Source organism: Tamlana sedimenti, from assembly GCF_038148895.1.
Classification (GTDB): domain Bacteria; phylum Bacteroidota; class Bacteroidia; order Flavobacteriales; family Flavobacteriaceae; genus Tamlana.
Genome location: NZ_JBBVGQ010000005.1, coordinates 22,565 through 37,773, shown reverse-complemented (window position 1 = coordinate 37,773; position 15,209 = coordinate 22,565). Strand labels below are relative to the sequence as shown.

Below are 15,209 nucleotides of genomic sequence, written 5' to 3'. Positions count from 1 at the left end.
TATGCAAGATTTAAAGATTTCAAAAAGGAAACCGTCCTTTCCTATAACGCCAAAGCTGCACAATTATCTTTCGGAGTATAATAGAACTGTTAAGATTCCTATTTTTTATGACGATTTGTTGCGGTTTCAAGGTTCAATTGTTGTTTATGACAAAGATGATAACGATACACTTTGGATAAGGGTGTATTACAACGATTTTGAAAGGGAAGAGATAGAGATGTCTTTGAAAAAGGTCTATGCCATTTTGCATTCAGATGGCAATGACAGCATATTGCCATTTTTAAATATTGATGCCATTGATTATTGTACGTTTGGAAACTCTAAGCCTTTTAGAATCAAGGTCAGGAACATTCTAAACGACAACTATATTTATTTTTACGTAAAAACTGCCGATGCATCGCGTGTTTATGGTTTGGAGTTGGAACATATGCTTTCGCCATATAACCTAAATTTTTTGGTCTATAAAGATACCTTGATTGAGGAACACATTGCGGGTATTCCAGGTGATGAATTTATCAAGAATTTTTTGCCCAAATGCGACAAATCTGAAAAGTCGCAAATAGCCAAAGAGTTTGTTAAATTCAATGAACGCTGTATGATTAGGCTTCTTGGCGATATGCGTTCATATAATTACGTTATTGTTCCAACCCACGATTTTGACCATGTGGTATATAAAATTCGTGCAATAGATTTTGACCAACAATCCTACGAAGGAAAATTCAATATTTATCGTCCCCAATTTTTTAAGGAAAACTTGAAAATGGTAGAATTGGTTTCGGAGAGTATGCAAAAGTTATCTATAAACCAATATAAGACCGAAGAGCGCTCCATTTTGGTAAAACGGTTGAAGAGTTTTCATGATCGTATAGGCCTATTGTTGGACAGTATGGAGGATGGCGTTATTTCTAAACCAGAAAATATCAAGCAATTAAAAATGACCATATTTGAATATACCCAAGATGTGAAATTCAAAAAATGTAAAAATATGGGAGATATTCTAAAACGTTCTCTGGAGTTTTTAATGCGCAATTATGAAAATGTAAACTTGGAGAATTTAAAGCAAAAATAGGAGCTAATTCCAGTTTTCCTCAAAATCCAAATTGTCATAATCATCAATATCCAATCCGTCCTCAAACTCATCAAAGTCGTCATCTTCATCAGCTTCAAAAAGTTTCTGGGGCGCTGTATCAGGCACTTGCCCTTTTACAAACATGAGGTTAGGGTAGTCGTGACCTTCGGTTTCTTCAACAATTTCGGCTAGTTCAACGAAAAAGGTCCACATGCAAAAAAAGTCGTAAACGTAAATAAGCTTTGTTTGCGCTTCATGAACCACACTATCCAATGACGTTTCGTTCATTAGTCGCGTAGAATCTTCATCACTTAAATCAAACAATGAAATTTCTTCACCTTGTTCCCAATGGTCATTGCTAATATAAAATGAAGCCATTTCGGTACCATCAAAACCAAAAGATTGGGTGATGATGTTGTGCAAATCTTCCAAGGTGTCAGTCTCACGAATTTCTAGGTCGCGGAAGATATCCTCATCAGTATCATTATCTAAAATAACTCTAAATCTGTAAATCATTGGTGAAAAAATTGTGCTACAAAGGTAGTTTATTTTATGTTATTTCGTAAAACGATGCAAAGTAAAAGTCATAGCGCTAAGCAGAAAAAAAGCACCAACTTGATGGGCAACACCTAGCCATACTGGTACTTGCAATAAGATGGTAAAAACACCAAGCAGGAATTGAATACCAACCATAATAAGTAGAACCTGTATGCTATTATTTTGAAATGCTGTAAGAGTCATTTTTTTTGACTTAAAATAAATTGCCAAGATAAAACCGACCACAACAAAGGCTAAAATTCTATGGACGAATTGTACGCCACTTTTTCCCTCAATAAAGTTTTTGTACAATGGATCTTGCTCAATATAAACAGTTTCATGCATAAACTTACCCTCACTCATCATTGGCCAATGGTTGTGTATAAATCCAGCATCTAAACCTGCTACAAATGCCCCATAAATTATTTGAAGCAATAAAATGGCTAGTCCCCAACGGACTAAATTTCTAAAGTTCTTATTAATTTGTTTTTTGTTTGGAAATATTAAATCCAATGCCACCCAAAAGGTGTATGCAAACGTAATAAATGCTGTGGTTAAGTGTGCAGCCAATCTGTAGTGGCTAACATCTGGATTATCTACCAAACCACTTTTTACCATATACCAACCTAAAAATCCTTGAAAAGCCCCCATGCAAAGTAGAACAATGGCTTTTTGAATGGTGGGTTTGGTGAACTGCTTGGTAAATAAAAAATATAAAAACGGAATGAAAAACACGATGCCAATTAGTCTGCCGATAAGCCGGTGTAACCATTCCCAAAAATAAATGTCTTTAAAATCTTCTAAATTAAAATGATTGTTAAGTTTCTGGTATTCCGGGTATTGTTTGTATAAATCAAAAGCTTCTTGCCATTCTGTTTCGTTCATGGGTGGAATTGTTCCCGAAATAAGCTTGTAATTGGAAATAGATAAACCTGAGTGTGTTAATCTGGTAATGCCACCAACAACAACCATAATGAAAATGAGTACGCATCCAGTAAGCAGCCAGTAAATTACTTTTTTGTTGTCTTTTTTCATTTTTTGAGTTTCAAAGTTTCAAGGTTTCAGAGTTGCAAAGATATACAGGGTTATTGTTTGATTTTTGATATAAAACTGGAGAGCATTCGTTCGATTTCTCTAGAATCATCATACAATTCTTCAAATGAGTCTTTATCTAAAAACTTCAAATTATATGCTATTTCAATTTGAGTTTGAAGTTCGAATAATGAACTTATAGAAATGTTCAAAAATCGTAAATAGTCTTTTGTTCCATTTCTTCCGTAACCTTCAGCTATGTTACTCGGAATTGAAATTGCTGAACGTTTTATTTGCGAGGACAAACTGTAAAGTTCTTCTTGAGGAAATAAGTTTATTTTGCTATAGATTTTGGTGACAAAATCCATGGATTTTTGCCATACTGCTAATTTTCGATAAGTATGATTATGTTTCACCTTTGTTACTTTGAGTCTTTGTTGCTTTGATCCTCAATTGATAAGCCTAGCTCAATTCCTTTTTCCAACATCAGCTTATGCGCCGCCTCATATTCATTGGGTATTTCACCTTCCAGAATAGCCTCTTTGATGGCTTCTTTGATGATGCCAATTTCTTTTGAGGGTTGAAGGTTAAAAGTTTCCATGATTTCTTCCCCGGTGATGGGTGGCTGAAAATTTCTTATATGGTCGCGCTCTTCAACTTCAATAATTTTTTCACGAACAATCTTAAAATTGTTATGATATTTAGTGAACTTTTTTGGATTTTTTGTGGTGATGTCTGCCTCGCAAAGGGTCATTAAATCGTCAACATAATCGCCGGCATCAAAAACCAAACGGCGAACGGCAGAATCGGTCACAATATCTTGAGCAAGTATGATTGGCCTAGAGCTCATCAATACCATTTTTTGGACAAATTTCATTTTGTCATTCAATGGCATTTTCAGTCGCTTGAACAAACGATAAACCATTTTTGAGCCTTCAAATTCGTGTCCGTGAAACGTCCATCCCACTTTTTTGCTGAACCTTTTTGTTGGGGCTTTACCAATATCATGCAATAAAGCTGCCCAGCGAAGCCACAGATTATTTGTGTTTTCAGAAATATTATCGACCACTTCAAGCGTGTGATAAAAGTTGTCTTTATGGCGTTGCCCTTCAATTTCATCAATACCTTTAAGCGCGGTCAATTCCGGTAAAATATATTTTAAAAGGCCTGTTTTTTCCAACAATAAAAACCCCTTTGATGGTTTATTGCTTTCCAAAATTTTATTCAATTCGGTAACAATCCGCTCATTGGTTATAATCTTTATTCTATCTGCATTGCTTGTAATAGCTTGCAAAGATTTTTCCTCGATTTCAAAATTTAATTGAGTTGCAAATCTAATGGCGCGTAACATCCTTAAGGGGTCGTCGCTGTAAGTAATATCTGGGTTTAATGGTGTTTTAATGATTTTATTTTCCAAATCCTTTATGCCATTAAAAGGATCTAACAAATCGCCAAAATTGTCTTCACTTAAGTTTAGGGCCAAAGCGTTAATGGTAAAATCACGACGGTTTTGGTCATCTTGAAGTGTGCCATTTTCAACTGCTGGGTTTCTGCTGTCCTCGGTGTACGATTCTTTACGGGCCCCAACAAATTCAACCTCAATGTCTTCGTAACGAAGCATGGCTGTTCCGTAAGTTTTAAACACCTGTACTTTTGGTTTGTTGGGCAGATTGTTGGCCACTTGTTTGGCTAGTTTTATACCATCACCAATAGCTACGATATCAATATCTTTCGCAGTTTCTCGGTTTAGAAAATAATCGCGAACAAAACCACCAATGGCATAACTTACCAAATCGAGTTCTGAAGCAGATTTGGAGATTACCTTGAAAATAGGGTGGTTTAAAGCTTCTTTATGGTTCATAAATAGATAAAATTCAAATCCAAACCCAAGATAGTTTGAGGTTTTAGAATTTGAAATTCGAATTTTTAGGCTCTAATTATTTTTACAACACCATTGTTTCCCAACTTAATGATTGACGATGGTTTGTTGCAAATTTTTTCGCGACGCAAATTTACAACATAGTCTACACCTTTTAAAACCTCTGGTGCTATTTCTTTGAACGATTTTGGGGTTGGTTGCCCACTAATATTTGCAGAGGTTGAAACAATGGCGCCATTAAATTTTCTTGATAGCCAATAGCAAAAATCATCATTTGGAATTCTTATGGCTATAGAGCCGTCTTCCGCTATAAGGTTTTCTGCAAGATTTTGGGCTTCATCATATATTATGGTGGTTGGTTTGTCCGTAATGTCAATAATGTTTTGGGCTGCCAAAGGAATTTGCTTCACGTATTTTTTTAGCATTCTATCATCTGCAACCAAACAAATCAGGGCCTTACTGTCCTCACGCTGTTTTAATTGATACACTTTTTTTATGGCTTCTGGGTTGTTGGCATCGCAACCAATGCCCCAAACGGTATCGGTAGGGTATAGTATCAGGCCGCCATTTTTTAATGCTTCAAGGGCTTTTTGTATTTCAATATTTTGACTAGACATTTTGCAGCACTTCTTTATAGACTTCAACGGTGCGTTGTACCATTTTACTTGTCGTAAAATTGGCTATCAACCTATTGTAGGCATCGTTAACAAACTTTTTTTTCATTTCTGCATTATCAGAAAGTTTTAAAACCAGTTCGGCTAGTTTCTTATCATCATGCATTGGTGCTAGAAGGCCGTTGGTTTCGTGTTCGATGATTTCTGGAATACCGCCCACATCAGTGCTCACGACGGGTATTTTATGGTACATCGATTCATAAATAAATTGCGGAACACCTTCGCTTTGCGAGGTCATTAGCGATATATCGAATTGTGGAATAAAATTGGAGGCGTTTGGCGTATATCCTAAAAATGCCATATGGCCTGATAAATTAAGTTCCTTTACGCGGTCTAAAAGAGGTTGGGTGCGTTCTGTAAAGGTGCCAATTTGAAAAAAAAAGAAATTGGTTTTCTTTTCGTCATTGATAATTCGATTGGCTACATTAACCCAAGTATCCAAATGTTTTGCCCTAATGTGGTTGGCAACGTTGCCTATAATGATTTTCTCTTTTCTGATGGATAATTTATCGCGCAACAAAAAGGGTGTTTTGTCGCTTTTGGTTTTTAAATTGGTACCATGATAAATGGTAATGAGTTTGCTGCGGTCAATAATAGATTTTTCTGAAACTCTTTTAGTTTCTTCTGATACACAAAGGATTTTTTTGATTTTTGGATAATTGTATTTGTACAGCGTTTTTTTTCGTTGCTTAATTTCAAATGATGTTTTTTTGCTGAAAATAAAAGGTGGTAAATTATAGATTTTATCAGCAATAATAGCAAGTTGAATTGCCGTGGTATCGTGAATATGTATCAAGTCAATTTTTTTGGATTTGCATACTTTTCCCAATTTAAATGAAAACCTTAAATCCACCTTTATGCCCAAAGGAGCGGCAATATGCTCAATTTCTGTGTTTTTTAACCTTTCGTGAAATGGCCCATTCTTTACGCAAAATATAATATTGTTTATTTCAGGCTTACTAGAAGCTAGTTCGGTACAAAGGTTTTCTATGTGGTTTTCACCACCGCCCCAGTTTGATACGGCTGATAGATGTAAAATGTTCATGCCTCTAGTCTGCAATAATTTGTTTTTGTTTTAAAGACGCACTAATTGGGGCACCTTTTAGAAAGAGCAAAAAAAGCGGAAAACTTTTTGGTTTAATTAATGTTTTGAAAAAGAATTTTACGGTTAGCCACCATCTTAAAATTTGATAGGCGAAATAGCCGGAGTTTTTCCTTAAAACATATAACAGCGAAATTTTCAGTTCCTTTTTTATGGCAAAACTTTTTTCGGTGCTTTGCCCTTTAAAATGGGTGAACTTTCCTTCGGGTACTAAATAGCAATCACCCTTTTTGGAGTTTTTTGCAATACGGTAGCATAAATCGGTTTCTTCGTAATACAGAAATATATTGGTATCAAAACCTCCAACTTTATGAAATTGTTCTGCTTTTACAACCAAAAACGAACCGGGCACACTTTGCACTTTCAAAGGCTGAGCATACACTTTTTGACGTTTTGGGTATTTTGTTGGGTTTATTTTTTCAAGTATTTTTCGACCGAACAGCTCTCTTTTCAAACTTAAAAAATGGTCGAATGATTTTTGTACTTCTCCCACCTCGTTATATTGTTGTGGACAACAAATGGCCGCTTCAGCATTATTTTCCAGAAAATTAAAAACAATGTTTAAACAATCGTTTTGTAAAATCGTGTCGTTATTAATAAACGCATACTGCTTGGCATTGGCAAACTGTACGCCAAACATGTTTCCGCCACCAAAACCTGTATTGTATCTACTCCTCACAAGTTTTAAATTCGGTAGGTTTAATTTGTTTATGGCATCTTTCAACTTTTTAAAATCTTCATGTTCAGAAGCATTATCAACAATGATTAGTTCATATGAAATAGAGTTTGTCGTCTTTTCCAGAATGGATTTAATACAATTTACGGTAAAGGCAGAAGAATTGTAGTTTATAATTATCGCCGAAATGTCCTTCATGTTGCTTGATGGTTATCAGCCAAAAATACAAGTTGATATCAGATAAAACAAATATATATGTCAACTGTTTTGCTGGCTATTAAAGCTGATTTAGGTTTTATTTATATATTTGGCAAAACGGGAAAATGGACTACGAAACAAAGCCAGAGGGTTATTATGACAATGTTAGGGATGAAATGTTAAAATACCTTCCGGATGAACCTAAAACAATAATTGATATTGGATGTGGGAATGGTGCTTTTGCCGAAGTTTTAAAAGAGCAGACCAGTGCAGAAGTTTGGGGAATTGAGTATATGCCCAACGAGGCAGCAGTGGCAAAAGAAAAATTGCATAAAGTATATTCTGGTAGGTGCGAGGACTATATTGATGATTTGCCAGAGAATTATTTTGATGTTATTTATTTTAATGATGTCTTAGAGCATTTGGTTGACCCTTATATGGTGTTAAAAAAAATTCAATCCAAACTTTCGGACAATGGTAGAATAATTAGCTCGATACCCAATGTTAGGTATCACAACACTTTTATGAGGCTTCTAGTGAGAAAAGATTGGAAATATGAGGATTTTGGGGTAATGGATAGAACACACCTTCGATTTTTTACAAAGAAAAGTATTTTAAGGATGTACTTGGATTTGGGATATAATGTTGTTATCCATGAAGGAATCAATAGAAGCAGGTCAATTAAGCCATATTTATATAATATCCCGTTGCTTTTTTCCCAATTGGATATCAGGTATCCTCAATATGCCACAGTAGCCACATTCGATAAAAAATCATAAAAACAGTGGCAGAAAAATTAATTGTATCTTCAAAATATCAATCTCAAGTTGAAGCTGTAAAACAAGCAATCAAAAACTTTGATTTGCACAAAGAAATCTTGGGTGCTGCCGAGCGCAATGTTATTAAAATTGTTGCCATTGACGGCGAAAAACATACCATAAAGTCGTTTAAGGTGCCTAACATAGTCAATCAAATTGTATATAGATTTTTAAGGAAGTCTAAGGCACAACGGTCTTTTGAATATGCCAATAAGCTGTTGCATGCAGACATTAAAACGCCGTTTCCAGTTGCCTACCAAATTAAATCAACCCCATTTTTATTTAAAAAAAGCTACTATGTTAGCGAGTTGGTGGCCTGTGATTTAACCTACAGAGAGTTGACCACGGATTTTGAAATTGAAGACCACGAGGCAATTTTAAGGGCCTTTACCAGATTTACTTATAAGTTGCACGAAAATGGTATTAATTTTTTGGATCATTCTCCAGGAAATACGCTTGTTAAAAGGTTGAAAGAAGGGTACGATTTTTATTTGGTAGATCTAAACCGAATGGAATTTGGTAAAATGGATTTTGAAACCCGAATTAAGAATTTTGCAAAATTGACTATCCATAAGTCAATGATTAAAATTATGAGTAATGAATACGCCAAATGTTCAGGTGAGAACGAACAGGCCATTTTTAATCTCATGTGGAAATACACAGTTGATTTTCAAGACCAATTTTATAGAAAAATACGGTTAAAAAAGCGTATTTTCTTTTGGAAGAAAAAATATAAATCGCGACCCAGCCAGTCGCCAATTCAGTGAAAAATATTTTAGAATGAAAGGCAATTTGGGAGAGTACGTTTATTTTTTGTTGGTTCATAAATGGAAATATCTTTGGGCCATTTTGGTATCGAAATTTTCGGCTTCAGTTTCCAAAGAAGTCAATGATGTAGTTTTTGTAGCGCGCGAACTGGATAAAAAATGGATTTTTGGAGCAAAGGTTCGTCGTCTTTCCCATTATTCTTCATTAAACGCAAAAACACATTATCACAATAAACTACGTAATTTACCCGATGCCGATGGCTATTTTTTCATCTATCAAAATTATTTCTGCAGATGCATAAGAAGTAAGCCAAGCATATTAAATAAAAAGAACATTGTTATGTTCACCCATCCAAATTGGGATAAAAAATACTCTAAAACCCATGTGGTTTGGTGCCTTAATAAAGCTAATTATATCATTTGTTTAAATTCTGAAATTAAAACCTATTTGACCAACTTAGGAGTGAAGCCTGAGTTGTTGAAGGTGTTACATATTGGTACATCGTCAAAATTCTTTAATAGTCATGAAAGAGGAAAAGGCGATGTCGGATTCTGTTCCAGTTACCATGCTCGTAAAAACCCAAAACTTATTTATGATATTGTAAAAAATATGCCCGATAAAACATTTCATTTAATTGGTCAAAATTGGCATAATTATGATGGATTTCAAGATATACTAAGCCTGCCAAATTTTATCTATCATAAGGAAATTCCTTATGAGTCTTATCCGGAGATGTACAGTAAAATTGATGTTTTTGTTTCGCCATCTTTGTTGGAAGGAGGGCCGGTGCCTGTTTTGGAGGCTATGATGTCTAACTGTGTTCCCGTAGCATCAAAAACGGGTTATTGTACAGATTTGATTAACCATGGTGAAAATGGATTCTTATTCGATGTTAATGCCAGTTACGAAAATGTTATCCCGCTGATTGAAAAAGCATTTTCATTAAGAGCAAATATTAGGGAAACGGTAATGCCTTACACATGGGAAAACTGTGCAAAAACTATTGATGGGTTATTTTTGAGCTAGGTTTTGTTACGATATAATTCCCGAAGTTTTGTGTACTTTAAAAATGTAATATTGGCCGTTTGTATACAAATTATTAAGCCATTTAAACCATCAAGAAATCCCAGTTTTAAAAAATAAGCCCTAAAGAATGCCCAAGTAGGGTTAATTATTATCCGCCAAATAGGTGCTTTCTTTCCCATCTCAAAATAGGCCTCGGCCGAAAGGGTTGAATAAATCTCATTCTGTTTGTTGAATTCAGAATAGGTTTTGTAGGAATAATGTAAAATATCTCCTTTTAAGAATCCAACATTGTTTCCTTGAAACGTTTTTACAGTTTCGTGGACTTTTTTACCTTTCCATTTTGCTTTACGTCTATCAAAAACACGTAATTTTTTATCAGGGTACCAATGGGAATGCTTTATCCATTGGCCACAAAAATTATTGAATCTGTTGCAATAATAGCCATCAAACTCCCAATTGCTTTTTAACTTGATTATGGATTTTTGGAGCATATGGGATAGCTCTTCGTCTCCGTCAAGTGAAATAATATAATCGTAAGAAGCTTGCTTTAAGGCAAAGTTCTTTTGCTCAACATAGCCCAAGAATTCTTGTTCTACGAACTTAACGTTATATTTTTTACATATAGCCTTGGTGTTATCTGTTGAAAATGAATCTACTACTACGATTTCATCAGCAACAGAAGTTAATGATTTTAAGCATTTTTCAATGTTTCGTTCTTCATTAAAGGTAATTATGACACCAGATAGTTTAATCATATTGCAATTAAGGGTTAGGCAAAAATAGCTATTTTTGTTTCAATGGATACATATAAAGCCTCTGTAATTATTAGCACCTATAATCAACCGGAATGGTTAGAAAATGTCCTGTGGGGTTATGGTGTTCAAACGGAAACAAATTTTGAAATTTTAATTGCAGATGATGGCTCCACAGAAACCACTAAAACTGTTATTGATAAGTTTATCGCCGCTTCAACATTGAAAATTGAACATGTTTGGCAAAAGGATGATGGTTTTAGAAAGACAAGAATTTTAAACAAAGCAATTCAAAGAGCAAAATCTGAGTATTTGATTTTTACAGATGGCGATTGTATTCCAAGGAATGATTTTGTTGAAACACATTTAAAGTTAAGCCTGCAAAATTGCATTCTTTCAGGTGGATATTTTAAACTGCCAAAACGTATTTCAAAAATTATTTCAAAGGAAAATATTGAAAATCAACAATGTTTTAAATTAGATTGGCTTCTCAATCATGGATTGAAAAAAACATTCAAGACCAAAAAATTAACGGCTTACGGTTTAAAAGCTTGGTTTTTGAACACATTTACCCCCACCAAAGCAACTTTTGATGGCATGAATGTCTCTGGATGGAAGCCCGATATTATTGCAGTTAATGGTTTTGATGAGCGTATGCAATACGGAGGAGAGGATAGGGAGTTGGGAGAACGACTGATGAATTATGGCATCAAGTTCATTCAAATTAGATACAGTGCCATTTGTTTGCATTTACATCACGAACGTCCCTATAAAAATGAGGAGGCTCGCATATTGAATAATGAAATAAGGAAACAGACCAAAAGGAACAAATCGGTTTTTACACCTTTTGGAATTGAAAAAGTAACTAAAAATTGAAGCCCTTTAAAAATTCAATTAATTTATCTTGAAATAGTTCTGGTTTAAAAAGATTGTATAGTTTTTTTGCCTCTTTTTTATATGTTTTTTCTGGTTTGGTATAAATTTCAGGTTTGTAATCTTTTAAATGTACACCAGTGTTGTTTTTATCTTCGTATAGATTCCAGGTGGCTTTATCTATCCACGGTGAAAAAAGAGCAAAAGTTTTCACGTTAAGTGCTTTAGCCATGTTTATAGCTCCGCCTTCATTTCCAATCACAGCACTGCAATGGTGTGTAATGGCAAGAAATTCTCTTAAACTTTTACCGAAAACATCTAAGAAAATTGCCGATTTAGTTTTTTCGTTACAAAGGTTGAATATTTCTGTTGCTTGGTCTTTCTGCTCGGGTATATAATTGAATAAAATCTGTCCGTTAGTTTGGTTATAAATGGTGTCAATAACTTTAGCCATGAACGGAAGCGGATACGTTTTGTTCTCACCACTCCCTAAAACACTAACCATTAAAATGGGTTTCTTAAGGTTTAAACCATTATCAATTAAAAATTGTTTGCTTCCCTTAATTTCATCGTCAGATAGGTAAATCTTAGGTTTTAAATTTGAAGCTTCAATTCCCAGAGGTTTCAATAATTGTAACCTATTCTCTATAGCTAGCCCGTTTAAATTATCTGTAACTGTTTTCCTTTTTATGTTATGGGTGTAGAATGATGTTGAATAAGGTTTATGATATGAAATTTTGATTTTTGCCTTCGAGAAATAAGTTAAAATATTGCTCGAAAGTTTTGAATATACATCAATGACAACATCATATTTTTGTTTTTTTATAGATGTTGCCAACTTTAAAAGATTTTTCTTGCTAGCTTCGGCTTCTTTGGTGAAAAAGATAAAATTGTCAATAAATGGATTGTTTTTTACAACAGGAAACGTGTGCTCATTGATTAAATAATCTAATTGAGCTTTTGGGAATTTTAGGCGAAGTGCCTCAAAGAGAATGCTGCTTGTAAGTACATCCCCAATCATTTTTTGTTGTATAACTAATATCTTCATAAGGTTCTTAAAGCTACAATAAAAAAAATCCAATTTCCAAAGTAAATATTTGGAGATTGGAATTTAATTTTTTGGAATCTAAAATATAACGTTACACAGCCACATCATGCTCACGAAGTGCATCGTTAAGAGATGTTTTTTTATTGGTGCTTTCTTTACGTTTACCAATAATTAAGGCACATGGCACTTGATAATCTCCGGCCGCGAATTTTTTGGTGTAACTACCAGGAATAACCACTGAACGCGCAGGAACTATACCTCTATATTCTACAGGTTTATCACCAGTTACATCAATTATTTTTGTACTCATGGTCAATACAACACCAGCACCCAAAACAGCTTCTGTCTCAACTCGTACACCTTCAACTACAATACAGCGACTTCCAATAAAGCAATTGTCTTCAATAATTACAGGAGCAGCCTGCAAAGGCTCTAAAACCCCACCAATACCAACACCTCCAGAAAGATGTACATTTTTGCCTACTTGCGCACAGCTTCCAACGGTAGCCCAAGTATCAACCATAGTTCCTTCATCAACGTAAGCACCAATATTAACATAACTCGGCATTAAAATAGTACCTGGAGAAATGTATGCACCATGTCTGGCAACTGCATGTGGAACCACACGAATACCTTTTTCGGCATATCCTCTTTTTAAAGGAATTTTATCATGGAATTCTAAAGGGCCTGCTTCAATGGTTTCCATTTTTTGGATAGGGAAGTATAATACAACACCTTTTTTCACCCATTCGTTAACCTGCCAACCGTCTTTGGTAGGTTCGGCAACCCTCAATTCGCCTTTATCCAATAAATCAATTACTTTTCTTATGGCTGTGGTTGTGGTTTCTTCTTTTAGCAGGTCTCTATTATCCCAAGCTTTCTCTATAATTTTCTGTAATTCTGTCATTGATATTTAATTTTTCGCAAATATAATAGGTATCATTTAAAAAGGGAATGAAATAGGCATAATAATATCCATTTTTGAAGGCTGTTTTTTAGGGGCAGAATGATGTATTTTGTCTTTTTGTCTAGAGGAGATTGGGATGAAATGCTTAAAAAGATGTTTTTCGTCGATTAAATATGTTTTTAAACTATTCATCGATGAAAACAAGTAGCTTCTCTTATAATCGAAAATACTAGGCTTACAACTAATTTTTTGTGTGATAGCCTTCACCTGGATATATCTTTGAATCATCAAACAACGATAAACAGATGAAAACAAATTTCTACATATTATTAGCTTTCTTACTAACAGTTTCTTTTGCTAGTGCTCAAACTAATGAAAAAGCTGTTACTGCTGAAACTACTAATACAATTTCGGTTAACAATACTGAGAAGGTTAATGTAGAAGTTGCTCCTGTTAAAGAAAGTGATTCTTTATTGATTAGTCCAGCTGAGATGAAAGAAGAAATGGCTCGTGCTAACAGTGATATTAGAATCTATTTAAACTTAAAAAGAAAAGAGGGTAATATTGATATTTTATTCCCTAAAATGAATAAAGCTGTTAAAGCTTAAAAGCAAAGTTCAAATTCAAATATATTAATATTTAAGGTTAAATTTTTTTGTGAAAGAAGGCTGTCCGTAAAGACAGCTTTTTTTTATTTGGTATATATCTTACTTTTGCAAAAACAAGATATGGCGCGCATTTTAGCATTAGATTTTGGTACAAAAAGAACAGGTATAGCTGTAACCGATGAATTGCAAATAATAGCATCAGGGTTAACAACGGTTAACACCAATGAACTTTTAGGCTTTTTAAAGGAATATATTGGGAAGGAAGCCGTTGAGTTGTTTCTGATTGGAGAGCCGAAACAAATGGACAATACAGCGTCAGAAAGTGAGCTTTATATAAAATCTTTTATTTTAAAGTTGGAAAATGAATTTCCAAATATACCTACCAAGCGGGTTGACGAACGTTTTACATCAAAAATGGCATTTCAGACCATGATTGATAGCGGACTGAAAAAGAACCAACGCAAAAACAAGGCGCTTGTTGATGAGATTAGTGCAACCCTAATATTGCAAAGCTACTTGTACGCTAAATAGCAATTCAATTCCGATAGAATAAATTTTTGTTAAATACGATTGATAAATAATAAGAGTTGTATTTTTGCATTTCTAAGAAATAAACAATGATTTTACCCATAGTAGCCTACGGAGACCCTGTTTTAAAAAAGGTCGGTGAAGATATTAGCAAAGATTACCCAAACCTAGATGAACTTATTGAAAATATGTTCGAAACCATGTACAATGCCTTTGGTGTTGGTTTGGCTGCACCACAAATTGGTTTGCCAATAAGGTTGTTTTTGGTCGATACCGCGCCTTTTTCTGAAGATGAAGATTTAAGCAAAGAAGTGCAGGAAGCTTTAAAGGATTTTAAAAGGGTTTTTATAAATGCTAAAATAGTTGAAGAAGAAGGGGACGAGTGGGCGTTTAACGAAGGCTGTTTGAGTATTCCGGATGTTAGAGAGGATGTTTTTAGAAAACCAGTAGTTACTATTGAATATCTAGATGAAAATTTTAATCAGCAAAAGGAAACATTTACTGGTTTAGTGGCTAGAGTAGTTCAACATGAATACGACCATATTGAAGGTGTATTATTTACTGATAAATTGTCAAGTTTTAAAAAACGTCTAATAAAAGGAAGGCTTAGCAATATTTCAAAAGGAAAAATTAGCGTGGACTACAGAATGCGTTTTCCAGCCCAAAAAAAGAAACGATAATATTTGCAGAACACCATGAAACAGGTGATATTTG

Annotated in this window: 18 protein-coding genes; 8 read left to right on the top strand and 10 right to left on the bottom strand. The window is 34.4% G+C overall.

Annotation, left to right across the window (positions count from 1 at the left end):
• The first annotated feature begins 1 nt into the window (after position 1).
• Complete coding sequence (locus tag WJN01_RS12625; protein WP_445197521.1) at positions 2–1,069, top strand: hypothetical protein; 1,068 nt, start codon at positions 2–4, stop codon at positions 1,067–1,069.
• Between the two features lie 3 nt (positions 1,070–1,072).
• On the opposite strand, the gene WJN01_RS12620 is transcribed toward WJN01_RS12625, so the two are convergent.
• The 7 genes from WJN01_RS12620 to WJN01_RS12590 form a co-directional block, all read right to left on the bottom strand.
• Positions 1,073–1,585, bottom strand: a complete 513-nt coding sequence (locus WJN01_RS12620; protein WP_445197520.1) for an IS1096 element passenger TnpR family protein — start codon at positions 1,583–1,585, stop codon at positions 1,073–1,075.
• A 39-nt stretch (positions 1,586–1,624) separates the two neighbouring features.
• On the bottom strand, positions 1,625–2,641 hold the full coding sequence (locus WJN01_RS12615; RefSeq protein WP_445197519.1) for a COX15/CtaA family protein: 1,017 nt from the start codon (positions 2,639–2,641) through the stop codon (positions 1,625–1,627).
• A gap of 50 nt (positions 2,642–2,691) precedes the next feature.
• A complete protein-coding gene (locus WJN01_RS12610) occupies positions 2,692–3,054 on the bottom strand; it encodes a four helix bundle protein (protein ID WP_445197518.1) in 363 nt (120 codons plus the stop codon).
• Positions 3,055–3,059: 5 nt separating this feature from the next.
• The gene (locus WJN01_RS12605) at positions 3,060–4,499 is read right to left on the bottom strand and encodes a CCA tRNA nucleotidyltransferase (protein ID WP_445197517.1); all 1,440 of its coding nucleotides are present in this window, start codon (positions 4,497–4,499) and stop codon (positions 3,060–3,062) included.
• Positions 4,500–4,564: 65 nt separating this feature from the next.
• Entirely contained in the window at positions 4,565–5,134 is a 570-nt protein-coding gene (locus WJN01_RS12600) for an L-threonylcarbamoyladenylate synthase (protein ID WP_445197516.1), read from the bottom strand.
• Positions 5,127–6,236, bottom strand: a complete 1,110-nt coding sequence (locus tag WJN01_RS12595) for a glycosyltransferase family 4 protein (protein ID WP_445197515.1) — start codon at positions 6,234–6,236, stop codon at positions 5,127–5,129. Before WJN01_RS12595 ends, WJN01_RS12600 begins: the two co-directional genes overlap by 8 nt.
• Before the next feature lie 4 nt (positions 6,237–6,240).
• Entirely contained in the window at positions 6,241–7,167 is a 927-nt protein-coding gene (locus WJN01_RS12590; RefSeq protein ID WP_445197514.1) for a glycosyltransferase family 2 protein, read from the bottom strand.
• A 125-nt stretch (positions 7,168–7,292) separates the two neighbouring features.
• On the opposite strand from WJN01_RS12590, the gene WJN01_RS12585 reads away from it, so the two are divergent.
• The 3 genes from WJN01_RS12585 to WJN01_RS12575 are packed head-to-tail and all read left to right on the top strand — an operon-like array spanning position 7,293 to position 9,779.
• On the top strand, positions 7,293–7,946 hold the full coding sequence (locus tag WJN01_RS12585; RefSeq protein WP_445197513.1) for a class I SAM-dependent methyltransferase: 654 nt from the start codon (positions 7,293–7,295) through the stop codon (positions 7,944–7,946).
• A gap of 5 nt (positions 7,947–7,951) precedes the next feature.
• The gene (locus WJN01_RS12580; protein WP_445197512.1) at positions 7,952–8,752 is read left to right on the top strand and encodes a lipopolysaccharide kinase InaA family protein; all 801 of its coding nucleotides are present in this window, start codon (positions 7,952–7,954) and stop codon (positions 8,750–8,752) included.
• Between the two features lie 13 nt (positions 8,753–8,765).
• Positions 8,766–9,779 carry a glycosyltransferase family 4 protein gene (locus tag WJN01_RS12575; RefSeq protein WP_445197511.1) on the top strand — a complete coding sequence of 338 codons (1,014 nt, stop codon included), beginning with the start codon at positions 8,766–8,768 and terminating at the stop codon, positions 9,777–9,779.
• Here WJN01_RS12575 and WJN01_RS12570 read toward each other — a convergent pair.
• Positions 9,776–10,534 carry a glycosyltransferase family 2 protein gene (locus WJN01_RS12570; RefSeq protein WP_445197510.1) on the bottom strand — a complete coding sequence of 253 codons (759 nt, stop codon included), beginning with the start codon at positions 10,532–10,534 and terminating at the stop codon, positions 9,776–9,778. The two genes, WJN01_RS12575 and WJN01_RS12570, sit on opposite strands and share 4 nt — an antisense overlap.
• Positions 10,535–10,576: 42 nt before the next feature.
• Between WJN01_RS12570 and WJN01_RS12565 the strand changes: the two genes are divergently transcribed.
• The gene (locus WJN01_RS12565) at positions 10,577–11,407 is read left to right on the top strand and encodes a glycosyltransferase family 2 protein (protein ID WP_445197509.1); all 831 of its coding nucleotides are present in this window, start codon (positions 10,577–10,579) and stop codon (positions 11,405–11,407) included.
• Here WJN01_RS12565 and WJN01_RS12560 read toward each other — a convergent pair.
• Together WJN01_RS12560 and WJN01_RS12555 are read right to left on the bottom strand one after the other, a co-directional pair.
• Positions 11,397–12,452 (bottom strand): glycosyltransferase family 9 protein, encoded by a 1,056-nt coding sequence (locus WJN01_RS12560; RefSeq protein ID WP_445197508.1) that lies wholly within the window; start codon positions 12,450–12,452, stop codon positions 11,397–11,399. The two genes, WJN01_RS12565 and WJN01_RS12560, sit on opposite strands and share 11 nt — an antisense overlap.
• A gap of 91 nt (positions 12,453–12,543) precedes the next feature.
• Positions 12,544–13,359, bottom strand: coding sequence for a 2,3,4,5-tetrahydropyridine-2,6-dicarboxylate N-succinyltransferase (locus WJN01_RS12555; protein ID WP_445197507.1), 816 nt, complete (start codon positions 13,357–13,359; stop codon positions 12,544–12,546).
• Between the two features lie 305 nt (positions 13,360–13,664).
• Between WJN01_RS12555 and WJN01_RS12550 the strand changes: the two genes are divergently transcribed.
• The 3 genes from WJN01_RS12550 to def all read left to right on the top strand — a co-directional run bounded on the left by WJN01_RS12550 (position 13,665) and on the right by def (position 15,175).
• Positions 13,665–13,967, top strand: a complete 303-nt coding sequence (locus tag WJN01_RS12550) for a hypothetical protein (RefSeq protein WP_445197506.1) — start codon at positions 13,665–13,667, stop codon at positions 13,965–13,967.
• 120 nt (positions 13,968–14,087) lie between these two features.
• Positions 14,088–14,498: a Holliday junction resolvase RuvX gene (ruvX, locus tag WJN01_RS12545; RefSeq protein ID WP_445197505.1), complete on the top strand. Its 411-nt coding sequence runs from the start codon at positions 14,088–14,090 to the stop codon at positions 14,496–14,498.
• Positions 14,499–14,584: 86 nt separating this feature from the next.
• Positions 14,585–15,175 (top strand): peptide deformylase, encoded by a 591-nt coding sequence (gene def / locus WJN01_RS12540; RefSeq protein WP_445197504.1) that lies wholly within the window; start codon positions 14,585–14,587, stop codon positions 15,173–15,175.
• Positions 15,176–15,209 lie beyond the last annotated feature (34 nt).